At 59.6% G+C, this 26,338-nt stretch carries 21 protein-coding genes; 18 read left to right on the top strand and 3 right to left on the bottom strand.

Translation table 11 applies throughout. From position 1 onward, the window contains the following. Positions 1-15: 15 nt before the first annotated feature. The 7 genes from ACE2AA_RS17875 to fghA all read left to right on the top strand — a co-directional run bounded on the left by ACE2AA_RS17875 (position 16) and on the right by fghA (position 14,583). Positions 16-1,752: a ShlB/FhaC/HecB family hemolysin secretion/activation protein gene (locus tag ACE2AA_RS17875; RefSeq protein ID WP_110570058.1), complete on the top strand. Its 1,737-nt coding sequence runs from the start codon at positions 16-18 to the stop codon at positions 1,750-1,752. Next, entirely contained in the window at positions 1,749-10,691 is an 8,943-nt protein-coding gene (locus tag ACE2AA_RS17870) for a hemagglutinin repeat-containing protein (protein WP_110570052.1), read from the top strand. Before ACE2AA_RS17875 ends, ACE2AA_RS17870 begins: the two co-directional genes overlap by 4 nt. Continuing rightward, positions 10,678-11,301, top strand: a complete 624-nt coding sequence (locus ACE2AA_RS17865; RefSeq protein ID WP_146220231.1) for a carboxypeptidase regulatory-like domain-containing protein — start codon at positions 10,678-10,680, stop codon at positions 11,299-11,301. The genes ACE2AA_RS17870 and ACE2AA_RS17865 overlap by 14 nt, the downstream gene beginning before the upstream one ends. Before the next feature lie 542 nt (positions 11,302-11,843). Further along, positions 11,844-12,119, top strand: coding sequence for a formaldehyde-responsive transcriptional repressor FrmR (gene frmR, locus ACE2AA_RS17860; protein WP_025829448.1), 276 nt, complete (start codon positions 11,844-11,846; stop codon positions 12,117-12,119). 41 nt (positions 12,120-12,160) lie between these two features. Further along, complete coding sequence (locus ACE2AA_RS17855; RefSeq protein WP_395372583.1) at positions 12,161-13,270, top strand: S-(hydroxymethyl)glutathione dehydrogenase/class III alcohol dehydrogenase; 1,110 nt, start codon at positions 12,161-12,163, stop codon at positions 13,268-13,270. A gap of 59 nt (positions 13,271-13,329) precedes the next feature. Continuing rightward, the gene (locus tag ACE2AA_RS17850) at positions 13,330-13,731 is read left to right on the top strand and encodes a VOC family protein (protein ID WP_039733238.1); all 402 of its coding nucleotides are present in this window, start codon (positions 13,330-13,332) and stop codon (positions 13,729-13,731) included. A gap of 24 nt (positions 13,732-13,755) precedes the next feature. Then, the gene (gene fghA / locus ACE2AA_RS17845) at positions 13,756-14,583 is read left to right on the top strand and encodes an S-formylglutathione hydrolase (RefSeq protein WP_087609083.1); all 828 of its coding nucleotides are present in this window, start codon (positions 13,756-13,758) and stop codon (positions 14,581-14,583) included. Between the two features lie 175 nt (positions 14,584-14,758). Here fghA and ACE2AA_RS17840 read toward each other — a convergent pair whose 3' ends face one another. Continuing rightward, positions 14,759-15,655 carry a LysR family transcriptional regulator gene (locus ACE2AA_RS17840; protein ID WP_082084838.1) on the bottom strand — a complete coding sequence of 299 codons (897 nt, stop codon included), beginning with the start codon at positions 15,653-15,655 and terminating at the stop codon, positions 14,759-14,761. 116 nt (positions 15,656-15,771) lie between these two features. Between ACE2AA_RS17840 and ACE2AA_RS17835 the strand changes: the two genes are divergently transcribed. Further along, positions 15,772-16,116, top strand: coding sequence for a YciI family protein (locus tag ACE2AA_RS17835; protein WP_171789708.1), 345 nt, complete (start codon positions 15,772-15,774; stop codon positions 16,114-16,116). Next, a complete protein-coding gene (locus ACE2AA_RS17830) occupies positions 16,113-16,733 on the top strand; it encodes an NIPSNAP family protein (RefSeq protein WP_039733240.1) in 621 nt (206 codons plus the stop codon). Before ACE2AA_RS17835 ends, ACE2AA_RS17830 begins: the two co-directional genes overlap by 4 nt. Before the next feature lie 257 nt (positions 16,734-16,990). Here the strand turns inward: ACE2AA_RS17830 and ACE2AA_RS17825 are convergent, their stop codons facing one another. Beyond that, on the bottom strand, positions 16,991-18,184 hold the full coding sequence (locus ACE2AA_RS17825) for a Fic family protein (RefSeq protein WP_087609084.1): 1,194 nt from the start codon (positions 18,182-18,184) through the stop codon (positions 16,991-16,993). A 237-nt stretch (positions 18,185-18,421) separates the two neighbouring features. Between ACE2AA_RS17825 and ACE2AA_RS17820 the strand changes: the two genes are divergently transcribed. From ACE2AA_RS17820 to ACE2AA_RS17780, 9 genes are all read left to right on the top strand, one after another. Beyond that, positions 18,422-19,393, top strand: a complete 972-nt coding sequence (locus ACE2AA_RS17820; RefSeq protein WP_110570144.1) for a site-specific integrase — start codon at positions 18,422-18,424, stop codon at positions 19,391-19,393. A gap of 283 nt (positions 19,394-19,676) precedes the next feature. After that, on the top strand, positions 19,677-20,948 hold the full coding sequence (locus tag ACE2AA_RS17815; RefSeq protein ID WP_087609087.1) for a chloride channel protein: 1,272 nt from the start codon (positions 19,677-19,679) through the stop codon (positions 20,946-20,948). Next, positions 20,836-22,362, top strand: coding sequence for a ClC family H(+)/Cl(-) exchange transporter (locus ACE2AA_RS17810; RefSeq protein ID WP_227001048.1), 1,527 nt, complete (start codon positions 20,836-20,838; stop codon positions 22,360-22,362). Before ACE2AA_RS17815 ends, ACE2AA_RS17810 begins: the two co-directional genes overlap by 113 nt. Positions 22,363-22,448: 86 nt before the next feature. Next, positions 22,449-22,649: a hypothetical protein gene (locus ACE2AA_RS17805; protein ID WP_395372580.1), complete on the top strand. Its 201-nt coding sequence runs from the start codon at positions 22,449-22,451 to the stop codon at positions 22,647-22,649. 97 nt (positions 22,650-22,746) lie between these two features. Further along, positions 22,747-22,950 carry a type II toxin-antitoxin system PemK/MazF family toxin gene (locus ACE2AA_RS17800; RefSeq protein ID WP_354680750.1) on the top strand — a complete coding sequence of 68 codons (204 nt, stop codon included), beginning with the start codon at positions 22,747-22,749 and terminating at the stop codon, positions 22,948-22,950. 250 nt (positions 22,951-23,200) lie between these two features. Continuing rightward, complete coding sequence (locus tag ACE2AA_RS17795) at positions 23,201-23,521, top strand: WGR domain-containing protein (protein WP_206059814.1); 321 nt, start codon at positions 23,201-23,203, stop codon at positions 23,519-23,521. Continuing rightward, positions 23,518-24,153 (top strand): tyrosine-type recombinase/integrase, encoded by a 636-nt coding sequence (locus ACE2AA_RS17790; RefSeq protein ID WP_110570149.1) that lies wholly within the window; start codon positions 23,518-23,520, stop codon positions 24,151-24,153. The genes ACE2AA_RS17795 and ACE2AA_RS17790 overlap by 4 nt, the downstream gene beginning before the upstream one ends. Positions 24,154-24,235: 82 nt before the next feature. Then, on the top strand, positions 24,236-24,889 hold the full coding sequence (parA, locus tag ACE2AA_RS17785; protein ID WP_082086140.1) for a ParA family partition ATPase: 654 nt from the start codon (positions 24,236-24,238) through the stop codon (positions 24,887-24,889). Further along, positions 24,886-25,176 carry a ribbon-helix-helix domain-containing protein gene (locus ACE2AA_RS17780; RefSeq protein ID WP_039998296.1) on the top strand — a complete coding sequence of 97 codons (291 nt, stop codon included), beginning with the start codon at positions 24,886-24,888 and terminating at the stop codon, positions 25,174-25,176. The genes parA and ACE2AA_RS17780 overlap by 4 nt, the downstream gene beginning before the upstream one ends. Positions 25,177-25,237: 61 nt before the next feature. Here the strand turns inward: ACE2AA_RS17780 and ACE2AA_RS17775 are convergent, their stop codons facing one another. Then, positions 25,238-26,338: a replication initiator protein A gene (locus ACE2AA_RS17775; RefSeq protein WP_110570150.1), complete on the bottom strand. Its 1,101-nt coding sequence runs from the start codon at positions 26,336-26,338 to the stop codon at positions 25,238-25,240.

The following is a 26,338-nucleotide window of genomic DNA, read 5'->3' as shown; positions in this document are numbered from 1 at the left end:
TCCGGAATGCGCGTGATGCGCTGGCAGGTTGGGGCGGCGGCGGCCATGATGGCGCTGCCCGGTGTGGCAATGGCCCAGGTGCCGGGCCTGCCCGGCGGCGTGATGCCGGCGGGGCCGGGCTCGTCGCAGGACCAGTTCCAGCGCTTCGAGCAGCACCAGGAGCAGCTTGACGCGCTGCCGCCACCGTCAAACGACATCCAGATCCAGAGGCCGTCCGCCCTGCCACAGGCATCAAAAACCTGTGTTACGGTGCATGACATCACGGTCGAAGGTGCGCAGCACCTGTCGCGCGCTTTGAGCGATGCGATCACCGGTCCCCATGTCGGCACCTGCATGTCGGTGCGCGATCTCAACGGACTGATCAACGCGCTCAATGCCGCCTATATCCGCCAGGGTTTCATCACCTCGCGGGCCTACCTGCCCGAGCAGAAGCTTTCCAGCGGGCACCTGCGGATCGTGGTGATCGAAGGGAAACTGGCGGGTATCCAGTTACAGGGCCGCCCGGCCCGGCTGGCGACCGTCATGGCCTTCCCCGGGCTGCACGGGAAGATCCTCAACCTGCGGGACCTGGAACAGGGGATCGAGGACATGAACCGGCTGAGCCACTGGGGCGCGCGCATGCGCATCGCCCCCGGCGGCAGGGCGGGGGCGTCCACCGTGGTGGTGACTGCGCCCAAGCGGGGCGTGCTGCACGGCCAGGTCTGGTTCGACAATTACGGCCAGCAGATCACCGGCCAGGAGACGGGCCATGCCATGCTCACGGCGGAAAACCCGCTGGGGCTGCTGGATTTGTGGTCAGTGGAATACGACCATTCGCTTGTCGGCCATGCCGGGCAGCGCGGCACGTCCTACCTGTCGGTCAACGGGTCGATCCCGTTCGGCTACTGGACCGTGTTCGGGTCGTGGTGGCGCTCGCAGGATGACTATCCGCTCGCAACACTCAGCGACATCTACCACCTTGGCGGCGGCCGACGGGACTGGCGGCTGGGCATCTCGCGCGTGCTGCTGCGCAACCGTATCGGCGTGACCACCTTCCAGGCCAGCTACGAGCGCAAGTCGTTCGGCTCGGAGATCAACCATACGGTGATCGACACCGAGACGGCGCGGCAGGCCTTCGTCAACGTGCAGGTCAGTGAATCGCTCAAGGGCTGGGGCGGGGTGTGGTACATCACCGGTGGCCTCAAGGTCGCGGTGGATGGCGCGGGCACGTGGTCGAACTTCATCCGTCCAGGCTGGCAGGACCCGCATTCCTCCTACCTCAAGCCCTCGCTCGACATTGACGGCTACAAGCCGCTTGCGCGCGGCGTGCTGTGGCATACCACGCTGCACGGCGAATACAGCACGCGCGACCAGTTTCCCACTAATGAACTGCAGGTGGGTGGCCCCTATTCGGTGCGCGGCTTCCTCGAGCAGGTCCTGCTGGGCAATGACGGCGGCTACATGCGCAACGACTTCTCGTGGCAGCTGCCCACAAAGGGCCTGAAGTGCGGGAAGTTCGCCTTCATCTGCCACCAGGTCATCGAGGGCACCCAGCTTTACGCCGCCCTTGATGTCGGCGTCGTGCGCGCGGGTTTTGCCTCCTCCTCCACGCCGCCTGCGCTGAAGGGCGGCGAGATGGCGGGCGGTGGCCTGGGGCTGCGCAAGACCACGGGGCCGTTCTTCTGGAACGTCTCCCTGACCCATTCCATGTATACCGGCCCGCTTCCCTCGGAAGGGCTGATCCCGCTGTTTCAGGTTGGAGCGAAGATATGATGAAGACGCCCCGCAGGGTTGCCGCACCCGATATCATTCCGGGTCCGTCACGTCTTCAGCGCTGCGTGCATGTCTTTGCCGCCGTCTCCCTGTTCCTGGCCTCGACCGTGTCCGCCGCATCCGCCCAGCAGGCGGAGCCGCAGATCGTGGTCGATCCCCATGCCGGCGGCCCCGAGCCGACGCTGGACAAGACCCAGAACGGCATCGACCAGGTCAATATCGCCACCCCCAACGCGGCGGGCGTGTCGCATAATGACTTCATCCAGTATGGCGTGCCCGAAAGCGGTGTGATCCTGAACAACGCCACCACGGCGACCGAGACGAAGATCGGGGGCGTGGTGTATGGCAACACCAATCTTGACGGCCATGCCGCCAGCCTGATCCTCAACGAGGTGACCGGCACCCTGCCGACACAGATGCTGGGCTATACGGAAGTGGCGGGGCACCAGGCCTCGGTGGTGGTGGCCAACCCCAACGGCATCACCTGTGCGGGATGCGGGTTCATCAACACCGCCCATGTGACCCTTGCCACCGGCACGCCGGAGATGGATGCCAGCGGCAACCTGAAGGATATCGTCGTCCGGGGCGGCAACATCACCTTCGAGGGGAAGGGCGGAGACTTCACCACCGTGCCGGTGCTCGACATCCTGTCGCGCTCGGTGACGCTCAAGGCGCAGGTCAATGCGGAGACGGCCACTATCGTGGCCGGGCGCAACCGGGTCGATTACGGCACCAACGCGGCCCATCCGCTGGCGTCCGACGGCACGGCCGCACCGGAATTCGCGATTGATACGGCGGCCCTTGGCGGGATGTACGCCAACCGGATCTACATGGTGGTCAACGAGGCCGGCGCCGGCGTGCGGGTTGACGGCACCATGGCGGCCAATGCAGGCGACATGACGCTGACCGATGCCGGCGACCTTGTGCTCAACGGTTCCATGGCGGCTTCGGGCAACCTGCAGGCGCAGGTGGGCGGGCAGGTCAGCAATGCCGGGACGCTGCAGTCAGGTGGCGGGATGCAGCTGGCGGCAGGCGGCGCCCTGAATAACAGCGGGACCATTGGCGGCGGTACGACCCTGGCCGCCCGGGCGGCTGCGATCGGCAATAGCGGGACGGTGACGGCCGGGGCTGGCGCGCTGTCGCTTTCTGCGACCGGTGCGCTCGATAACAGTGGCGGCATCGGCGCATCCGGTGGCGCCCTGTCCGCCCGGGCAGGGTCGCTCGCCAATACCGGCACGATCGCAGCCCAGGCGGGGCTGACGCTGGCCAGCGCCAGCACGCTGTCCAATGCCGGTGGCCAGATATCGAGCACGACCGGTCTGGCCTCGATTGCCGCCGTGGGGGCGCTGGATAATACGGGCGGGAAGATCCTCGACCAGTCGGGTGACATGACGCTGTCAGCGCAGGCCGTCACCAATAATGGCGGGGCCATCCAGGCCGGGGGCAGCCTGACTGCTGCACTGGCCAGCTATACATCCGACACCACGGCTTCGCTGACGGCGCAGCAGGCCCTTGCCGTCACCGCCACGGGGGCGGTCGATAACGAAGGCACGCTGGGTGGCGGCACGGGCGTGACCGTGACGGCGGACCACATCGCCAACGGAGCATCCGCCCTGCTGCTTGCAACCGCGGGCAACCTTACCCTCAACGCGGCGGGGACTGGTGGCCTGGCCAATACGGGGGTCATAAAATCCCAGTCGGCATCGGGCAGCCTGACGATCGACGCCGCCACGCTGGCCAACAGTGACAGCATCCTTGCCGCCGGCACGCTTGGCGTGCGCACGGCCGGTACGGTGACCAATACGGGTACATTATATGGGGCAGGCGGCCTGAGCCTTGCGGCGGGTGGCGCCCTGTCCAACAGGGGCGGGCAGCTTGGCAGTGATACGGGCGTGGTGCAGCTTGCCGCCGCCAGCCTCGACAATACCGGGGGCAAAATCATCGCGACGGATGGTGGCCTGAACATCGATGCCGCCAGTGTCGCCAATAATAACGGCTGGCTGCAGGCAGCCGCCCTCATGTCCATCGTGACGACCGCGCTCGACAATACCGGCGGGACAGTGCTGGGCGGGACATCCGTCACCCTTGCCCGCGATGCGACGGGTGCGGCCCTTGACCACCTGACGAACGCATCGGGCCTGGTCGAGGCCAGCAATGACCTCACGATCAGCGCGGTGAGCGTTGACAATACATCCGGTGGCCTGGTCGGGAAAACCGGTTCTGTTGCCATCACCGATAACGGGTCGGGGCAGGGGCTGTTCACCAATACGGATGGCGCGGTCCAGGCGGGTGGCGCGCTGACGCTTGCGACCGGCCAGTATGCCAGTGACACATCGGCTGCCCTTCAGGCAGGAACCGCGCTTGACCTGTCGGTCACGGGGGCGGCCGATAACGAAGGGGCGATTACGGCGGGTGACGGGCTAAGCCTTTCGGCGGCCAGCCTGGTCAATGGCGCGAAGGGCACCATTGGCGCCCTCGCCGGTGACACGATGATTGCCGTCCATGGGAATGCGGCATCGCCCGCCCTGTCCAACGCTGGCGCCATCGAGGACGCGGATGTCGCCGGTGTCCTGAAGGTTGATGCGACGTCGCTCGCCAACACGGGTACGATCATCTCGCAGGGGAACCAGAGCGTCGACGCCGACGGCCTCCTGCTCAATAGCGGTGAGATCGCCTCACTTGCCGGTAGTAGCGCGCTTTCGGCGGCAGGTCTGACCAATAGCGGCCTGATCGCGACTGCGGCAGGGCTTGACGTGTCCACGACGGATGACCTGATCAATACCGGCACGCTGTATGGTGCGACCGGACTGACGCTTGGGTCAGGGGGCACAACGTCCAATCAGGGCGGGACCATCGGCACGGGGGCTGCGGGCGCGCTGGCCCTGACGGCGGCACAGGTCGCCAATGACAATGGTACGATCCAGGCCGGGACCAGCCTCGCGCTTTCCGCCACAGGCCTCGATAACGAAGCCGGCACGATCCTCGCGGGAGGCGCCATCGGGATCCGCAATGGCGATGCCACGACGCCGCTGACCGCCCTTGATAACCGCGGCGGCGCGGTGCAGGCGGGTGGCAACCTGACCATTGCGGCGGCCAGCCTCGCCAACACCGCCGGCACCCTGGTCAGCGTGGGCGGCAACGTCACGCTCTCCGCAGGGTCTCCCGCCACATTGATGGCGACACTGGACAACACGTCGGGCGGCATCATCCAGGCGGCCGGGAGTGTCTCGATCGCGGCCGGCACGATCGGCAATGACAATGGCCGCATCCTCGCACTCGATGGCAACATCGCGCTGGATGCCGACAGCGCGCCCGCATCCGCCCTGGCTTTCTCGAACGCCGGTGGCGCGGTCAAGGCGGCCGGGAACCTGTCGCTGGTGACGGGGACCTGGTCCGATGATGCCACGGGCGTCATGAGTGCCGGTCAGGGCCTGTCCGTGGTGGCGGCGGGCGACATGGCTGTTGCGGGCACGCTGGTGGGCGGGCAGGGGCTGGGCCTTACGGCCGCTGGCCTGACGACCGCTTCCAGCGGGTTGATGGCGACCGAAAACGGCGTGCTCTCCCTCGTCCTGACCGGAACGGGCAGCGGTGATGGCCTGTCCAATGCCGGGCGGATCGAGGCCGAAGGCCGTGGCGCCACCCTCGACGTCACGACGCAGGTGGCCCTGGCCAATGGCGGCACGCTCGTCTCGCAGGGCGATGTCACCCTTGCGGCGCAGGGCGTGACCAATAGCGGCGAGATCGGTGCGCTGGCTGGCCTGGTGGACCTCAACGCGGCCTCCCTTGCCAATACCGGGACGCTGGTGGCGTCCGACCAGATGAACGCGACCCTGTCCGGCTCCGTGTCGAATTCCGGCCTGGTCTACGGCACGCAGGGCGTGACCCTGAAGAGTGGCGGCGCGATCGACGATACCGATGGACGGATCGGGGGCAATGGCGCGGTCGCCCTTTCGGGGGCCAGCCTGACCAACACATCCGGCGCGGTCATCTCGGGTGCGGGCGCCGTGAGCGTCACCACGACCGGCGCAGTGGGCAATGAAGGCGGTGCGATCCAGGGCGCGGGCAATGTCGCGCTGGCGGCGGCGGCGCTCGATAACACCAGCGCCGGCCGGATCGTCAGCACCGGCGGCACGCTGGATGTCCGCAATGCAGGCGGCGGCGCGATGGCGCAGCTTGCCAATGACGGTGGCGCGCTGCAGGCGGGCCAGGATATCACGCTGGTTGCCGACAGCCTGACCAACGGGTCGGGCGGCCTGGTCAACGCGGCCGATGGCAGCCTGCTGCTCTCCGCCGGCGGCACGCAGGCGGCCGCCAGCATCAATAACGCGGGCGGCACGCTGCAGTCATGGGGCAACCTGACCCTGGTGGCGAACGGGCTGGACAATGACGGCGGCAGCGTGATCGAACGCTCCGGCCAGAATACCCTGTCGCTTGCAAATGCTGGCGGCAGCGCGATGACCGGGTTCAGCGATACGGACGGCGTGGTGCAGGCGGCGGGCAATCTATCGCTTGATACGACCTCGCTCGGTGGTGCTGCGCAGCTGGTCGCAGGGAACACGCTGGCCGTGACGCTCACGGGGGACCTCGACAGTGGCATGCTGTTCCAGTCCGGGGGCGACACGCTGCTGCGGGTCGGGGGCGACTACACGGCCGAGGCCGGTGGCGGCGTGCTGGCCGGGGGCAACGTCACCATCACGGCGGCATCGGTCACCAATAACGGCGCCCTGATGGCCGAAGGCGGCGTCCTGGACGTCTCCTCGGGCGGGGCGATCACCAATACCGGCCTCATTGATGGTGTGGCCGGTGTGGCCCTGGACCTGCCCGGCACCCTGACCAACCAGCTTGGGGCCATCCTTTCGGATAACGGGTCGATCGGGATCGGCAATGGCGCCAGCGGGGCGGCCACCGCCGTGTTCAACCGCTCCGGCGAGATCGTGGCTGACAGCGCCAGCGGGGATGTCCTGATCAACGCTGGCACGGTCACCAATGATGTCCTGGGCGGGGTGACGGTCGTCGCCAATGCCGTCCTGTGGAGCCATAGTTACGCGGGCGGCAGCAATGTCGATATTCCCGTGCCGGCAGGCCTGCTGGATACCGTGACCGGCGCACAGGGCACGGGCCAGCTTGTCGGTCATTCCCAGGGCGGCACGATCTATGTGCAGGAAGATGGTGGTCGTGCCACGCTCAACAACGCCGCCTCCCTGATCTCGGCCGGGCGTGATGTGGATATTACAACCACAGGTGGCATCATCAACGATGCCAGCCATATCGCGGCGGGGCGCGACATCAATCTCAGCGGGGGCAGCCTCGACAATATCGGCTACGCCGTCCAGCATGCTTTCTATGTAACCTGCAAGGCCTTCTACGGCTGTAGCTGGACCAGTCAGTCCGACCCGGCCTTCAAGGGCGGGTCGACGTCGGCCGTAAGGCACAAGAAGAAGTTTGGCCTCATTACGGTCGGCCATTACTGGACGGCCGCTCCGCAGCCCAAGGAAAAATGGGGTTCGAGCGAGACCTATTACGGCCCGACCGGCACCATCGTTGCAAAAGACAATATCACGGGCACCTTCACGGGCACGATCAACAACCAGACGGAAATCGCCAACGCGAGTTCCAGTGAATATACCAGCTATACCGGCGAGACGCCGGGCGGCCTGTCTCCGGTGGCTGCCGCTTCGTCTGCGTCCGGGGTTGCGGCTGACGCCGCGCTGAACGGCGGGGCGACGGCGGCCCTGGCGGATGTCAGCACCGGGGTCGCGGGGGCGGCCGGCACGCGGAGCAGTGCGGCGGCGCCCGCCACCACGGGCGGCACCCTGGCCTATCAGGGGGTCGAGACCGCGCAGGTGAAGGCGTCGGCGACGGCCCAGGAAGCCGCGATGACGCTGCCGGGATTTGCCACCAGCAGCGACCCGACCATCCCGACGGTGATCTCGGCCATTCCGGGCGGCAGCGCGCTGTTCATCGCCGATCCGGACCCCAGCGCGCATTACCTGATCGAGACCAACCCGAAATACGCGACCTTCAGCGGCTTCTATGGCTCGCAATACCTGGTCAACCGGCTGGGCGACAACACGGCGGATTACGAGTTCCTGGGGGATTCGTATTTCGATACGGAGTTCATCCAGCAGCAGATCGTGGCGTCGACGGGCCAGACCTTCCTTGGCAGCAGCTACGAGACGGCCAACGAGCAGATGGAACTGCTGCTCAACAACGCGGTCTCGGAATCCAATGCGCTTGACCTGACCTTTGGCGCAGCGCTGACGGCCAGCCAGCAGGCGGCGCTGACGCAGAACATTGTCTGGTATGTGCCCGAGACGGTGGACGGGCGCAGTGTGCTGGCGCCGAAGCTGTATCTGGCCCCAGGCCAGGCGACGCTTACGGACGGGGCGGAGATCTCGGCGACCAACGTGTCGCTGACCGGCTCGAGCATCAACAATACCGGCACGATCAACGCCAGCAACGCGCTGTCGCTGACCGCGACCAGCGGGGATATCGTCAATGCCGGCGGGACGCTGTCGGGCGGCAGCGTGGCGCTGGCGGCGCTGAACGGCTCGGTCGTCAACGAGGACCAGCTCAATACCTTCATGGTCGATGGCGGGAAGGCGCAGTCACTGGGCGCGCAGGGCACCATCACCTCGGGGGGCGATGCGCAGATCCATGCGGCGAAGGACATCACGTTTGATGGCGGGTCGCTCAGCGCGCTGGGCGATACCACGCTTGTGGCAGGGCAGGGGATCACGCTGGGTTCGGTTGCGGCGAGCGCGTCGCAGGACATCGAGCAGCATGATTACAGCCACCGCGCGGCCGAGACGGAGAATTTTGGGGCGTCGGTCAGCACGGGCGGGAACCTGACGGCGGCCGCCCTCGGCGGCGACCTCACCCTGGCGGGCGCCACGGTCGCGGCCGGGAAGTCGGCCACGCTGATGGCGACGGGCAACGTGAACCTCAACGCGGTCACCGACAGCCAGTCCTCCTATACCCGCACCGTCGAGCACGGCTTCCTGAACAGGACCACCACGACCTCGAGCGAGAGTTCCACCGACCAGGTCGGCAGCACGGTGGCGGCCAATGGCAATGTCACCATGGTCTCGGGCAAGGACATGTCCGTGGCGGGCACTGTCGCAGGCGGCGGCAATGTCACGCTTCAGGCAGGTGGCAGTCTTACGGAGAATGCGCTCCAGAGCACGGCGCAGTCATATTACGATAAGGAAAGTAAAGGATTTTATTTTGATACTGACGGTGCCAAGGCTAGGGTTGGGTTCGGATCTTCCAAAGAAAGCGTCAGTGACAGCAGCACGACCTGGACTCCGAGCATGATTGTGGCGACTGGGGGCACCCTGTCTGCTACCGGCGGCGGCCCAGTAGTCATCAACGCTTCTGATCTTGTTGCCGCGAAGGATCTGAACGTAACCGGATCCTCTGTCCTGCTCAACGCACTGTCTGATGTATCCAGCACGAAGCAGACCAGCGATTTCAAGTTCATTGGCGTGCAGGTCGGACTGTCGGATACCTCCCTTGTCGGACAGGCCGCCAATCTGGCCCTGTCGGCGGCCCAGACTGCCAGCGACAAGGACATGGCGACCCAGTCACTGGATGCCCTGTCAACTGCGGAGAGCGGCGTCAGTATCGGGAAGACTGTGGCCACGCTCGTGGATACCAAGCTGGCCGCGACAACATCAGACGTAACGAAATCCAACATAGAATTGGTAGGAGTACAGGCGGAAGTCGGATTCGAGCATGACAGCAAGACATCCGAAACTATTTCGACCACGGCAAAGGGATCTGAAGCAGAAGCTGGCGATGGACTGACCATGACTGCGACCGGGGCGCAGCCTGCGACAGACAGCAATGCCGGGGATATCATCGCCACGGCCGCGAGCCTGTCAGGTGAGAGTGTCACGCTGGCGGCGCCGGGCAATATCCAGCTCCAGTCGGGACAGGACACCACGCATACGACTACCAGCCAGACGGCCCTGTCCGCTTTTGTCGGCGCGACGGCCTCGCTGAACGCCAATCTGCAGTGGGGGGTCAGTGTTACGGGGCAACTCAGTGCCTCCCATTCCCACACGAATTCACAAAGCACGACACAGGTAGATACGACGGTCACGGGTGCGCAGAATGTGAGCATCGATAATGGGGCGGGGACGACCACGCTGGACGGGGCCAGGGTATCCGGTGGTTCCGTAGATGTGGCGGCGGGTAACCTGAATATTACCTCGGCACAGAATACGGCAAGCTATCTCAGCACGAATGAGAGCGCAGGCTTCAGCTTTGCCGTTCCCGTCTATGGCACGGGCGGGGAGATGGGTTTTTCGGTCAATGCCTCGGCAGGGGTTCTGTCTGACACTTACGCCTCGACGGAAGCCAGTGGCCTTTCCGGGCTTTATGCAGGTCAGGGCGGCCTTGATGTCGATGTTGCCAGCAGCACGACCCTCAATGCCGGCGTCATGGAAAGCACGGCGGCATCCGGCAACATGGTTACAACGGGTAGCCTGACGGCGAATGATGAACAGAATAAATCAGAATATGCCGGCGCATCTGCCAGTATCTCATACGGTAATCTGGGGAGTGGAGGGAATACAGGACCGGATCAAGGAATAGAAAATACAAAAAGAAAAACTTTTGATGGAGGAGCTAATGTAAGCGGATTTGCGGCACCAGTAATTGGTATGACTTCATCGAACAGCCTCTCTTCTATTGGGTCAAATATCACAATTAATTCCGGATCTACGTCAGGTGTCGTGTCCCGTGATCCATCAACTGCAAACCATGCGATCAGTAATGATTTTGATACGAATGAAGCGGGCGAGATTTTGTCCCTAACGAATAGTTTCGAAAAGTCGGTCAAGGCTGCGTACAACGAGTCAAATGCGGTAAAGGCAATGCCAAGCAATAAAAATTTGACAGATCAAGAAAGGATAGAAAATGACAAAAAATAACAATGTTAAAGGATTGTTTTTTGCAATATCTTCGTCGCTTCTTCTTTTTGGTTGTGTGCAGCCTACGCCACCAAAAATACCATTAAATATAAATGAAGTATCATGGGCAAAGAAAAAAGGGAGTGCTTCTATTAAAGGATGTGTTAGTGGAGGATATTTTGAAAAATATCATAACTATCAAGTTCCTAATGGAACATATGATTCTTATCCAATAGAAAGTTCATATCACGATAACCCTTCTCGAAATTTTACAATAGACCTTCTTCCCGAAAATGATTATATGTATAATCTTTCAGAAAAAATGAAACATTACTACTTGTTGCATAGCTATCATACATTGAATGATCCCCGATGGGTTGAATCTTCGGTTATGCCATTTATTCCTCATATTTCGTGCCCTGCAGATGGCCCTAATACTTGCCCATCGAGAGGGCATTTTAATTTTAATAATCTTCCTGCAGGAAACTGGTATATAGTGGCTGGATATAATGCAACCAAAGAAGACAATGCTGTGGCAGTTACCGTGCAAAAAATAACAACCATTGATGGGCAGACAGTTCCATTCGTTTCTTGGTTTGGGGTATTGAATAAAAATCAATGTACGCCTTGATTTATGAATTGAATCGCACCGGGATTGGCGGAGACCGAGGTATGTAAGTTACATGGCGATGGAGTAAGGTCCTCCCGAGTGGCGTAAAACGGACCTGTCAGGAATTTCGTGTTTGGGCGTTTGATGTGAAAGAAGGAGCAGCTCTACCGGAAGTGTCCTCTTTGTAGTGTATGGACCATTTCTTTGATCGGCAGGTTTGACGTAGAAATCCGTCGCGCATCGCTACCTCTGATAATGACATTTATCAAAAGTAGGATGGCAGCTTACGCCTCATCTCGGTCGTTTGGACCACAAGGTTGTTTGCCAAATAGCGGACATCAGCGCTTCAAAGCCTCGTTGCAGAGATTGTCTGGATCTCACTGATTGCACCTATTGAATGATCCCAAGACACAGACAGGCAACCCATGGACGTTATGGTGAAAATTTCAGCAATACGGAATTGTGATCGGATCATATGACAAGCACGTTCCTTATATCCCTTACATACTGCCCCATAGTATGAAAAGGATACTCAAGGGTAGTATATTCGGGAGTAAGCGTTCGTGCCGCACACACCGGCTGAGAAAAAGCGCGTTCTGACCCGCGTGCGCCGTATTCGCGGGCAACTTGATGCGCTGGAACAGGCTTTGGAGAAGGGAACTGATTGCGGTCCGGTGCTGCAACAGGTGGCGGCTATCCGGGGAGCGATCAACGGATTAATGGCCGGTGTTCTCGAAAGCCACCTGCGGGAAGAATTTGTTGAGTGTGCCGGTGATCGTGATGCTGCCAGTGGTTCGATCGAGAATGTGGTGTCACTCGTTCGATCCTATCTCCGGTAATGCCCTCGATGCTGGCTGATAGGTTATTTGGAGAAAAAATCATGAAATCACGGGCCGCAGTTGCTTTCGAGGCGGGTAAGCCCCTTGAGATTGTCGAGATCGATGTAGCGCCTCCTCGTGCTGGTGAGGTGCTCGTGCAGATCACGCATACGGGTGTGTGCCACACTGATGCGTTTACCCTGTCAGGGGATGATCCCGAGGGACTGTTCCCAGCCGTTTTGGGTCACGAAGGCGCGGGAATTGTCATCGAGGTCGGAGAAGGGGTCACCAGCGTTGCCCCCGGCGACCATGTCATTCCGCTTTACACGGCGGAATGCGGTGAATGTCTGTTCTGTAAGTCGGGAAAAACCAATCTCTGCATTTCAGTGCGCGCCACACAGGGTAAAGGCGTGATGCCGGATGGCACGACACGCTTCTCCTACAAAGGTCAGCCGATCCATCATTACATGGGGTGTTCGACGTTCAGCGAATACACGGTTGTCGCCGAGGTTTCTCTGGCAAAAATCAATCCCGCATCCAATCCAGAGCATGTCTGTCTGTTGGGATGTGGCGTCACCACAGGGATTGGTGCGGTACACAACACGGCCAAGGTGCAGCCGGGAGATACGGTTGCCGTCTTCGGTCTGGGCGGGATCGGTCTCGCGGTCATTCAGGGAGCGCGACAGGCAAAGGCTGGCCGGATTTTCGCTATTGATACCAACCCGGAAAAGTTTGAACTTGCCAAAGCATTCGGCGCCACGGAATTCCTCAACCCCAAGGATTATGACAAACCGATTCAGCAGGTTCTTGTGGAAATGACCGGCTGGGGTATTGATCATACATTTGAATGTATCGGAAACGTCAACGTCATGCGCGCGGCGTTAGAAGCCGCGCATCGTGGGTGGGGGCAGTCGATCGTCATCGGGGTGGCAGGGGCCGGTCAGGAAATTTCGACCCGTCCCTTCCAGCTTGTGACGGGGCGTTCGTGGCGCGGCTCGGCTTTCGGTGGGGTCAAGGGACGCAGCCAGCTTCCCGGCATGGTCGAAGATGCCATGCGTGGCGATATCGAACTTGCGCCTTTCGTAACCCACACCATGCCGCTCAAAGACATCAATACGGCCTTCGATCTGATGCATGAAGGAAAATCCATCCGTTCCGTCATTCATTTCTAAGGTCTGCGTCTCACCGCGCAACATCATTTCCAATGGTTGGAAATTACAGGAGAACGATCATGGCAGTTATTTCCGGTGACGGTGTTTTCTCTCATGTTTTTCTTGGGGCAGTGGATACTGCGGTATCCGCGAAATTCTATGACGCCGCGCTTGCGGCTCTGGGCATAAAAAACCTGGGGCCGTTCGGGCATGGGTGGATTCTGTATGGCCGCGAAAAGCCAGCCTTCATCATTGCACGTCCAGGCAACGGTGAAGCGCCCTCAAGCAACGGTGTCACCATCGGTTTTGCAGCAGCGACACCCGCCGAAGTGGAGGCTTTTCATGCCGCAGGTCTTGCCAATGGGGGAGCCGATGAAGGCGCACCCGGTCCGCGAAGCCACTTACCGGGCGCTTACGCTGCCTATCTCCGGGATCCGGCAGGGAACAAGATCTGCACTTATACCTTCACGGACGGTAACTGACATGCGCAAAAGGCAGTGAGAGCCATGGAACGCAAGGAAACACACGCCTCTTTTGGGGGCGTGCAGGAAGTCTGGCGACACAAGTCCGTGTCGTTGGGTGTGGAAGCAAACTTCGCGATCTACCTGCCGCCGCAGGCAAAAACTGAAAAGGTTCCCGTTCTTTACTGGCTCTCCGGTCTGACATGTACGGAGCAGAATTTCATTGGCAAGGCTGGCGCGCAACGCGTGGCCGCAGAACTGGGCGTCGCCATTGTCGCGTCGGATACCAGTCCACGGGGCGTGGGTGTGGCTGATGACGATGCGTACGATCTTGGACAGGGTGCCGGATTTTACCTCAATGCGACGCAGGAGCCGTGGGCTGTGCATTATCGGATGTATGATTACGTCGTCACGGAACTTCCTGCGCTGATTGAGGCGAGCTTTCCGGTTACGCAGCAGCGAGGCATTGCGGGACATTCGATGGGTGGATTTGGCGCCATCATGATCGCGCTGCGTAATCCTGGCCGCTATCGTTCTGTGTCAGCCTTTTCACCCATTGTGGCACCAACGCAGGTACCATGGGGTGAAAAAGCATTCAGTGCTTATCTGGGGCCGGATCGTGCCAGTTGGGCAGCCTATGACCCGCTTGAACTTGTGCGGACAGCGAAGGAAAGACTGCCTGTTCTGATAGATCAGGGTCTGGCGGACCAGTTTCTGAAAGAACAGCTCAGGCCAGAACTGTTCCAGGAAGCCGCACAGAATGCAGGGCAGGAACTCATCCTGAATCTTCGTCCTGATTACGATCACAGCTATTATTTTGTAGCCAGTTTTATTGCAGATCATCTCAGATATTTCGTGAGTAAACTACGATGAATAGATTGTCTGTCTTTTGGGATCCGGAATTTTCTGGCTTTGAGTGGAGATGAAATCTGTTAGGGGCATCTTTCAAACTGTGAAATCAGCTGGCAGCTTGCCGTGTGGGCTTGAGCGTACCGTCGAAGAGCATGGACCTTTCGACGCGCCGGAGCATCGTAGGATATCTCAGATGTCATGGCGGAAAGGCGTTTTGAACTTCGATAACGAAACTCCGCAGTTTTGGGGTCATAGCAGGGCCGGCATTGTAAAGCAGATGCATCGGGCGACCAGGAACTCTCCACTGGGATAGAATGCGGACAAGGCGGCCAGAATCAAGTTCGGGCTTCAAGGCCTGTTCAGAACCCAATACTATGCCCTCTCCTGACAAGGTGAGGGCCAATAGAAAGCCCCAGTCGTTGGACGTCACAGTGCCAGAAACCATGACAGATCGTGTGCAGGTCTTTCGTATAAAGTGCCATGCTGTTCGTACAGAATTTGCAGAGTTTTCGTAGACAAGACACTGATGCCGGGCGAGTTCCTCAGGACTGTCCGGAGCGCCAAATTTTTCGAGATAGGCAGGCGCTGCGCAGACCGTGAGGGAATATGAGGCCAGAGGGCGACTGACGACCGTAAGATCGGGATCTGGCTCGCCAATACGAATGACAGCTTCATGGCCATCCAGCGTCGGATGAACCAGTTGATCCGTAAGGGATACTTGTAATCGTACCTTCGGGAATTTCTTCCGAAAATTATGTAGAAACATGGGGAACATGGTCCGCCCGAAGGTAACTGGTACGCTGACAGCAAGTGTACCACGTGGTTCGCCCAGCGTGTTGGCGGCAAGATTATCAGCACGCTCGACAGCCTTCAGGACGAGATGACATTGCTCGCAGTAAAGACTCCCTATTTCTGTGAGGCTCTGACGACGTGTCGTCCGATGGAGCAGGCGCGTGCCAAGATGACGCTCCAGAGCCTCTATATGTTTGGCCACCATCTGCGGCGATAAGGTCAGACGCTGAGCGGCCGCGGCAAAAGACCCCAGTTCCACAACCTTGATGAAAACCTTCATACTGGTCAAACGATCAAGCATTCATCATCCTCAGTTGTGACTGACATCTTCTATCGACAATTTATCTCTTAAAAAAGAGGAATATGTTGAGCCTGCTGATTGATCGGCAAGCATCTTCTCCGATGGAGCTCTTTAGAATGCCTATTTATCTTGTGCGAATGGATCATCCGGACGGCGACGGGTGGGGGCAGCATGTCGTGGCGCATGTGCTGTATCTCAAGCGCCTCATTCAGGAAGGTAGTCTTCTGGCTTCTGGTCCGCTGAAAGGCACCCCATTGCGGTCAGGTTTTCTGATCATGAAAGGTGCCAATCGGCAGGAGATTGAAGCGATGGTGGCTCGGGATCCGTTCTCGCCGGAAGGTTTGATCTGTGATCTTCGAATTGAAGAGTGGGATCCGCTGTTCGGTTGCCTGTCCAACCTATCGACCGGCAAACCGCCCGTGGAACTGCAATCTCTATTCCCATCCGAAGAACACTCATGATCTATGAAATGATTCGCTTTCGGACGGATGTTTTGGGAGTGCCAGCCCTCTCCCGTCTCCTGAAAGCACGGTTCTCGGATACCCTGAATCCTGTTGCGGGAAGCCTCACAGGGGTATGGCGAACGGAGATCGGTGAACTTGGAACGCTACTCCTGCTGCGTTCCTTTTCCTGTCAGGATGCCTTGCTTAAGGCGCGGCACAGAACACTGGAGTCCAGAACGCCCTTCGGTATCAAGATGAACGACGTTTTAATAGAAGCTGAGGCGTTTGAAGGCTTTCCGTTTCTTAAACCCCCGGAGTTTGGTGAATGTGGTGGACTCTATGAAATCCGAACTTACAGTTTAAAAGCTGGAGGGTTGGAACCGACCCTGAAAGCGTGGCAGAGTGCTCTGAAGCCTGCACAAGCCTATACCCGCCACCTGATCACCAACATGTTCGCGCTGGATGGTGCGTCACGCATCTGCCATATCTGGGCCTTCGACAGCTTTGAACAACGCAATATTCTGCGTCAGCAACATTACGTGGACGGACTTTGGCCGCCAAAAGGAGGGCCTGAGCAAATTATTCATGCCCAGTCCTGCCTTTGCTTACCGGAAACTTTCTCGCCATTACGGTGACGACGAAAAGCTCACAAATGTTCCCATGAATGACTGCTTTGCCAGCCTTGTCGCTTGATAACCGACATTCTGTTACCCCCCCATTTTTCCCATTCGTATTAGATCCGTATCAAACAGACTATAGTCATATTGAGACAGAGCAAAGCTATGCAAGAATAAGGGCTATATGTCGGTTTTTGTCGGGAAGCCTGAATGGGACAGACTTCCAGCCATTTCTATTGAAGCTGTCAAAACGGATATTGTGCAGCGAGGCCCTTTTATGATGATGGGTCTGGCAGTGCCGGTTCTTCCCCGAAGGGGCGATTGAGGATCGTGAGCACCTCTTCGGCAGCATAGATCCGGTTGCGGGCATAGCCGGTACGTTCGGTCAGGATCCCGACCTGGCAGAGCTGGGCAAGGGCCGTCTGGGCGGCCGGGGGCGTGATGTCCAGCAGATGGCCAAGGCGACTGGCCGTCAGGACGGGATAATCGGTCAGCAGGTCCAGCGCGCGCAGCGCGGCCGAGCCCTTGCGGAAAGCCCGGCGCTGCCGCCATGTGGCCTTCAGGGCCTGGGTTGCCTGCCGGGTGACCTGCACTTCGGTAACGGTCCGGATGATGGCGTCTGACAGGAACCCGATCAGGGGCGGCCAGTCGAGCCGCTGCTGGGCACGTTTGAGCGCCGCGTAATAGTCCTGTCTGTGGGCCTCGATATAGGGGGAAAGATACAGGGGGACCTGGCCGTCAGCGGCCATCATCAGCGGAAGTAGCAGGCGGCCAACCCGGCCATTGCCATCGCTGAACGGATGCACGGCCTCGAAATGGGCATGGGCGATGGCCAGCCGGGTGATGAGGGACTGGGTCATCTGCTGCATCCCGTCGGCCTGCATGTAGTTCAGGGAGGCCTCCAGACAGGCTGCCACCTGGTCGGGAGGAGGCGGGTTATAGGTCGAATAGGCGATATGCCCTGTCCCGCCGATCCAGACCACGTCCCGGCGCAGGGTGCCCGGTGTCCTGCGATAGGCCGGGTCATGCTGCATGACCGCCTGATGGAGCGTCAGCACGGTGGGCAGGCGGAAGAGGGCCGGGCCTTCGCTGCAGGCCTGTGGCAGGAACTGCTCCAGGGCGCGCGCATAGTCGCGGACCTGCCGTGTGGCATGGGAAGCGTCCTGGTCGTCTTCATCGACCACCAGCAGCTCATTGAGGGTGCTGTGCGTGCCTTCCATGGCAGAACTGCTGAGGGCTTCCTGACGGCTCAGGACGCGGCTGATCAGGTACGGATCAGGCAGGGTACGGGCGAGGGCGGCGATTTCACCCAGGGCGGACAAAGCCTGCCCATGGCGGGCGGCGGCATCGCCCAGCATAACGCCCGCTTCAGGCGGCGACGGGGGCACGACCCCGTAATGCTGGGCATAGGGGGCGGGTAGCCGCTGCAGACATTCCCGGATCCCGCCGGCCAGATCCTCACGCTTCATCCTGGCCAACCTTTTCCTGAGACCGGATTTTCCTAACATGATTAAGGTTTTTGTTAAAACCTTAATCATGTTAGCCAGAAGTAGGCCCTTGCGCAAGGTTCTGCCACGTTGTGCGTGCAGCCACAGGTGACGTGGATGAAAATCCCTCCAGGCCTAATCCTGTCCGGTAATATGGATTACCGGACAGGTCTGCGCTAGGCTCTGGCGAGCCCGAAAGCCGCAGGAAACCGCCCTATCGTGATTATCGATCCTAACGGGATTGGCCCGGCCGGCAGGGACACTTCCCTGGCCGCGCCGCTGGCCCAGGCCCGCGCCTATGCCCGCGCCAGCCGGGCGCCCGCCACCCGCCTGGCCTACCGGCGCGACTGGGCCGCCTTCACCGCCTGGTGCCACGCCCGGGACCAGGGCGCGCTGCCCGCCGATCCCCGGCTGGTGGCACTGTTCCTTGCCCATGAGGCCGCGCGTGGCCTGCGCCCGTCATCGATCGGCCGCCGGCTGGCGGCCATCGCCTTTGCCCATCGTCAGGCCGGCTGCGTGCCGCCCCAGGCCCAGCCACAGGCGGGCGTGCTGGCAGAAGTGATCGCCGGCATCCGTCGTCAGGCCGGCACCGCCCCGCGCCGCAAGCAGGCTGCCGATGACCGGGTGCTGCAGGCCATGCTGGCCGCCCTGCCGGCGACAAACCTGAAGGCCATCCGTGACCGGGCGCTGCTGGCCTTCGGCATGGCCGGGGCCTTCCGCCGCTCGGAACTGGCCGGGCTGCGCTGCGACCAGCTCGACCGCACCCCAGAGGGCATGACCGTGCGCTTCGGGGCAACCAAGACCGATCCCGAGGGGCGGGGCGTGTGCATCGCCATTCCCGAAGGACGCCGCATCCGGCCCGTCGCCCTGCTCGAGGCCTGGCTGGAGGCGGCCGGAATTACGGACGGAGCCGTATTCCGTGACGTGGTGCGCGGTCAGGCCAGCGCAGGCCCGATCAGCGACCGCACCGTGGCCCGCGTGGTCCAGCGCGCTGCCCAGGCCGCAGGCTACGACCCGGCCCGCTTCGGGGGGCATTCCCTGCGCGCAGGCTTCCTCACCTCAGGCGCGCGGGCCGGGGCCAGTCTCTTCCGGCTCAAGGACGTCTCCCGCCACCGCTCCACCGATGTCCTCGCAGCCTATGTCCGCGAGGCCGGACTCTTTACAGATCATGCAGGAGAGACGTTTCTTTGACTGTCATTTTAGGTAGAGGCTGTGCCGGTCCAGGTCCGTCCATTTCCTGATCGACCACGTCCAGATCTTCCGTGCATTCTGGCAAAATTTGTGGTTGGTCTGTTTTCTGAACTTTTCGTAATTCTGAAAATTATTTCCCATGGTCAGTATGTCCCCTTTATTCTCTCCCGGCGTAGCCCAGAACGACAATAATGAGGCTTCCATAGCTACTACCCGTTCCAGGCGGGCCCGTCGGATGCGGCGTCTGGCGCGGGTCAGGACCCTGAAGTGGCATCGAACCATCATGTATTGTACCGGGGCCGTGCTGATTGGCATTATCTCCGTAATCTTTGCCCATATCGGGGATTGGGCGGCCGAGCTGCGTTATCATGTTGTCGCCAGAAACCCATGGTCCATGCTGGTGATTGCCCCGCTCGGGCTTGTTGCCATTTCCTGGCTGACACGCCTGTTGTTCAATGGTGCTCAGGGATCAGGAATTCCCCAGACAATCGCAACCCTGCATATGCATAATTTCGTGCTTGTGGACCGGATCCTGACCTTGCGCATTGCGCTGGGCAAGATCCTGATGACATGCTTGGGTCTCATCTGTGGTGCCTCGATCGGTCGTGAAGGGCCGAGTGTCCAGATCGGCGCTTCCATCATGCACGCATTTTCGCGTGCCATGGGGCAGCATAATGATGTCACCAGGCATGGTATGATCCTCGCAGGGGGGGCTGCCGGCATGGCTGCCGCTTTCAATACGCCTCTTGCCGGTGTTGTGTTTGCGATTGAAGAACTGGCGCACTCCTTTGAACAGAAGGCGTCGGGGCGTACTCTGACTGTTATTATTTTTTCGGGGATTACAGCAATTGCCCTGTTGGGGAACTATACATATTTTGGTCGGACGAATGTTTTTATTCCGGTAGGACGCGCATGGCTGGCCGTTCTGGTATGTGGTGTAAGTGGTGGATTGGCGGGGGGGATTTTCGCCCGTCTTGTCATCCGCCTTTCAAAAGGTCTACCGGCTTTTCTTGGCCGGTTTTCAAGTCGATTCCCTCTTGTATTTGTGGCGCTATGCGGCCTGTTACTGGCTCTGATCGGACTGGCATCAGATGGTGCGACTTATGGTACGGGCTATCTGCAGGCGCGTGGGATAGTGGATGGAAGTCTGCATTATCCTGCGTCTTTCTTTCTTCTGAAGTATATCTCCATGCTGATTACTTTCTGCTCTGGCATTCCTGGCGGCATGTTTGCACCTTCCCTTGCGATCGGTGCAGGAATGGGAGGATGGGCCGAGCAGTTTCTGCCTCATACGTCGCCTGGAGGCGTTGTACTGCTGGGTATGGCTGCCTATTTTTGTGGCGTTGCCCAGTCACCGCTGACGGCAACCATCATCGTGATGGAAATATGTGACAATCAGCAGGTGACCCTAGCCCTGCTGGCCACGGCCTTCCTGTCGTTCGGTGTATCCCGCATGGTCTGTCCCAGACCGCTTTATTCGGCACTGGCTACGGGATTTCTGGAAAAAACAGAGCAAATGGCGCGACAGGTATCTCACGATAGATTGGAAAAATAATTTTATTCTGAACTGGGTTCCTGATCGAGCGGCTGATCAGCATTCTGTTGGGCAGATTCACCAACAAGAAAAGAAATATGAAATCATGTTGCTTCCTCTGTCCAATCCGGTTCCACAATCAGGGAAACCGGAAAATGTCTGCAGTCTGGTGTTCCTGTCTGCGGCATCTGTCGTGATCGGGGCATCTGCCGGTATGATCTGTGGTATCTTCCGCTTGTTGCTGGAATGGCTGGAGGCCGTCCGGACAGATATGGGAATGGAAGTGTCGCTTCAGCATGGCTTTTCTTGCGAAGGCGTGCTGTTGATCATCGGATCTGGCGCAGCTGCATGGCTGGCTTCAGGTCTCGTTCGTCATTTTGCCCCTCTTGCAGCAGGAAGTGGCATCCCGCATGTGGAAGCTGTCTTGTTGAGTGCGTCACCGCCTGCGCCATGGCGGGTGGTGCCCGTCAAATTCGTGGGTGGCCTGCTGGCGATCGGAAGTGGGCTTGCCTTGGGACGTGAAGGGCCCAGTGTGCAGATGGGAGCGACTGCAGCTCATACGTTTGGCAGGCTGCTCTGTCTGGAGAAGACAGACTGCCTTGCCCTCCTTGCTGCAGGCGCGGGAGCAGGGCTGGCGACCGCTTTCAATGCGCCGGCAGCCGGTGCTGTTTTCGTTTTGGAAGAACTGGTCGGCCGGTTTGAAATCAGAATGGTTTGTGCCGCATTGGGGGCATCCATTTCGGCCATTCTGGTCAGCCGGGGCATGCTGGGTAGCCAGACGGTCTTTAGTGTCGCTCCTCTGATCCTTCCAGAATCGCTTGCCAAACAGCTATTTTTCGTCATGACCGGGGTCATGACGGGCCTGGTTGCTGTCGGATACAACCGGACGACCATGGCAGTGCTCCGTCTGGCCGGGAGGCTGCCTATCAGCATCTCAGTCAGGCCTGTTCTGGTGGGAGGTTTGGCCGGTTTGGTGGTTTGTCTTGCACCGCACTTGGCTGGAGGGGGAAAGTGGATCACGCAGACGGCCATAAACAACGAGATCGGATTACATCAGATTCCGGCACTACTGGCTTTTCGGCTGATTTTTGGGGCCCTGTCTTATGCCGCTGCAACACCTGGAGGTCTGTTTGCCCCCATGCTGGCCCTGGGGGCACTTTCCGGTCTGGGGAGTAGTGTTGTGGCACAGGCATTAAGTCCTGATACACCTCTGGCGACCGCACCTTTTGTGATTGTCGGCATGGCCTCCATGTTCGCCGGATCCGTTCGTGCACCGCTGACCGGGATTATTCTGGTTATGGAAATGACAGGTTCGTCCGAGTTGATAATGCCGCTTTTATCCGGGAGTTTTGCTGCGATGGTCGTAGCCGGCGCACTTGGAGACATGCCCATTTATGCTGCCCTGAGACTCAGGGCCCAGTCACACACGCGATGATTTCAGAGAAGTGTTCTATCCCCGCTCTGGGGGGAAGCAGAATGCAATTGCATAATAAGTCTCTGACCTTAGATCAGGAGGCTATGATGCCCCGGAATAGCTCTCATCCGAAGGTGGAGATTTTCAACTTCCGGATTGACCCGGCGCTGAAGGCAGCGTTCACGGCTGCAACCAGTGCGGATGAACGGCCTGCTGCCGATGTGCTGCGGGATTTCATGCGCGCTATGTGGCGGGGCGGGAGCGTCGTGCTTTCGAGGCAGAAGCGCGGCGGCAGTCCCGTGAAGTAGCGGTGCTGGCGTGCGCCCCGGCGAGTGATGAAGCTCTCGTCTTGCGCGCACTGGACGCGCTTTTCGAGGAGGACGATTTCCGGGATGGGTGGACGGCGTGAAACGTGGTGATCTGGTGACGATTGCCGTTAATGGTGATTATGGCGAACCGCGTCCGGTCCTTGGGGTGCAGGCCGACGCCTTTTCCGACCCGCCAGCTATGACCGTGCTGAGGTTGACCAGCATCGTGCAGAACTGGCCTTTGTTCCGGATTACGGTTGTACCAGCACGACGAACGGCTTACGCAGCCTGTCGCAGGTGATGGTTGATTGGGCGATATCCCTGCCACGGGAGAAGATCGGTCAGGGTTTCGGGCATCTGGAGGCTGCGTCTCTGCGTCAGGTTGATCAAGCTTTGTCAGTTTTTCTCGGTCTGTCGGGTGACCGTCTTCCATGATTACGCGCGATTTTCCGGTGTTTCAAAGGGCTATAGGCAATAGTGTAACAGGCCGGGCCTGAATCGGGCCGGCCGGCCCCGCGATTGCAGCGGTTTTCCTGTCCGGGGCGGGTGATATGTGTTACACTTTTCGGGAAATCATGCCCAGACCTGCCCCGAAGGCCCCTGTCCGGCCGCCTCGCCAGTTGCCGCTGTTCCCCGAAACGGCGGCGCTGGTGCGCGTGGATCCGGCCGCCAACTGCTGGCGCTTCTACCATCTGTCACTGCAGCCCGACCTGTTCGGCGGCACCGCCCTGGTGCGGCAGTGGGGGCGGATCGGAACGGTCGGCCGGCAGATCTGCGAGCTGCATGACGATGTCGGGCAGGCGCTCGACGCCCTCGCCCGTCAGCTTCGGGCCAAGCGCCGGCGGGGTTACCGCGACAGGACGGCCGGATGAGCGGCACCCGAAAACCGGGACAGCGGGCGACCCCGGCAGGCGCCCCTGGCGGGATGCAGCTGTTCGACCGCGACGGGAGCCGCAAATACCTCACGGTTGCCGAGCGGGCGCGGTTCCTGCGCGCGGCCGAGCAGGCGCCGCGCGAGGCCCGCACGCTGTGCATGACCCTGGCCTGGTCAGGCTGTCGCTTGTCCGAGGCCCTCGCCCTGACGGCGGACCGGGTGGACCTCGCCGGCGGCGTGCTGGTGTTCGCTACGCTCAAGAAGCGCCAGGACGGGATCTATCGCGCCGTGCCGGTGCCCCCCTCCCTGCTCGAGGCCCTGGATCTGGTGCATGGCATCCGCGAGGCCCAGCGTAGGCGAGGGCGTGGATCGGCCGCCCGGCTGTGGCCCTGGTCCCGCATGACCGGCTGGCGGGCGGTGCACGCGGTCATGGACGCCGCCGGCCTGTCCGGCCCGGCCGCCTCCCCCAAGGGCCTGCGCCATGCCTTCGGCGTCGCCGCCGTCTCCAGCGGTATCCCCCTCAACATGGTGCAGAAATGGCTCGGTCACGCCCAGCTCTCCACCACCGCCATCTACGCCGATGCCGTCGGCGCCGAGGAGCAGGATATCGCACGGAAAATGTGGGAGTGATTTTCTGTCATTCTCTCTTGTAGATAGAGCAGATTTTCACGTATGACCACATGCAAACATGAGGTCATGTAAGGACGTTCACATGCCAACAATAGCGATTATCAGCCAGAAGGGTGGGGCTGGAAAAACCACTCTGGCCTTGCATCTGGCTGCTGCGGCTGAGGATGCTGGCCATACAGCATTGGTGATTGATGTGGACCCACAGGCGACGGCGAGCCAATGGGCCGCATGGCGTAAGGATGCTCCGCCGGTTGTAATTGACAGTGCTCCGCCTCGTCTCGCGGCTAAGATCGGACAGGCAATGAGTCAGGGTGCTGAGTTCATCGTGATTGATACTCCGCCTCACGCTGATAGTGCGGCTAGTGCTGCCGTTGAAGTCGCCGATTTGGTATTAATTCCATGTCGGCCGAGTGCGTTCGATCTTGCAGCAATCAAAACGACTGCCAGCCTTATAAAAATGCGTGGCAAACCAGCCTTCGTCGTTTTTACAGCGGGAAGTCCGACTGCTCCACGTATGTATGAGGAGGCCACACAACTCGTACAAAGTTACGGACTGAACGCATGTCCACATATTATCGCTGATCGTGCAGTTTTCCGTCATGCTGCGGCGGAAGGGAAAACTGCAATGGAAGTAGAGCCTAAAGGCAAGGCGTCTGATGAGGTAAGGCTGCTTTACAAGTGGACATGCAAGCATGTAAACATGCAATCATCAAGGAAGCGGAGAGCTAGTGCATGAGCCGGAAGGGGTCTCTACTGTCGTTGCGGGATCGTGATTCCGCAATATCGCCGGTTGCAGTTGCATCAGAAGGCAAGGTTGCTGCTACCAATGTTGTTGGTACAGCCAGCAAGCAGGTTGCGCCGAGCCGTCAGGGCAAGAAAGCCATGACCGGCTATTTTAGTCCGGAAATGTCATTTGCCATGCATATGACCGCCAGAAAGCATGGGATGAGTTTACAGGATGCGATGGCCGACGCGTTTAACGACTGGCTACGCAAGATGGGAGAAAGTCCTGTGGGCAAGTAGGCATGTTTACGTGCGGTCATGTTTGCATGTAGGCATGTACACTTGCTGGCGTATGCCGGAATCAGCGTATTGGGTTGCGTTCGTGCCGTTTTTTACAAAAGCCAATAAAGGCTCCGGCAGGGCTTTTAAGCTCTGGTTTTCCCATGTCGTGCCACCATGAAACCCATTCGTCATGGAGAGCATAGATGTCATATCCTGGCGCAACGGTTTTAGCGTCATGCATGGTTTCGGGGTCGATGTAGGGAGCATCCCTCATAGGGGCGATAACATCGACCTTTGTTTTAAGGCTCAAACGGTTGCGAAATAGAATGATGTCGTCGGCCATTGTGATGGCATAGTCAGGAAAATGAGCATGACTGGTGTCATGCGCACAAACTTTCTTAACCAAGGATCGAAAGACGCGAAGCGGGCTATTTGAGCCACATTTTTTTTGCAGCAGCTCTAATCCGATCTTCCATTCATCTTTCATACCGCAGTGTTTGCGGGCTAGTTCGTACATGCGTCGTTCGAACGGTTTACGAAGTCGGAAATAGTCTCGGTGAAGAGTTAGGACATTCTTGCTGATGACTGAACGATAGACCCAATCTGACAGAGTGATTTCAAGATCAAGCATTCGGCCATCAAACGTCTTACGGGTGATTCTAGCTTCTTCGATCAAACCGAAAATTCGCGTTTCTTCAATGCCGCCTGTTTGAATGTTGGTTCGCACGGTTGTTCCGCGCAAACGTGTCAACGCGTCGGTCAGTAGCCTATAGCCTGCTCCGCTGGTTTGACGATTGGTAGCGACCAGCATGTCATAGGCTTGAAGGCGGAGTGTTCGGCCTGGTTGTTCGCCGTGATTCATTTTCGCAACGAGCTGAGAGATGCAGTAGATTAGGATATCCTTGTCATGGATCGTTGCCAGCCCTTTGCCAGACGGGATGATCTCTATGATATTCCCATTGTGTTCATAGCGTCGCATCCGGTTGTCTGGCTTGGTCGAGAGCGAAAAAACTGGATGCTCCATTGACGCCATATCATCTTTGGGAATGGCATCGAGCACGTCACAGATGAATAGATCCTGATTTGGATGGCGGACTGGAAGGAGGGGCGTGCGATCATCACCTTCCACAGCCAGAGAAGGCACAATGTCGAACAAGGAAGGAGAAGATTCTATCGTCAT

Source organism: Komagataeibacter diospyri (genome assembly GCF_043995075.1).
Lineage (GTDB): Bacteria > Pseudomonadota > Alphaproteobacteria > Acetobacterales > Acetobacteraceae > Komagataeibacter > Komagataeibacter diospyri.
The sequence above is the reverse complement of the archived record's forward strand: the minus strand, read 5'-3'. Positions and strand labels throughout refer to the sequence as shown.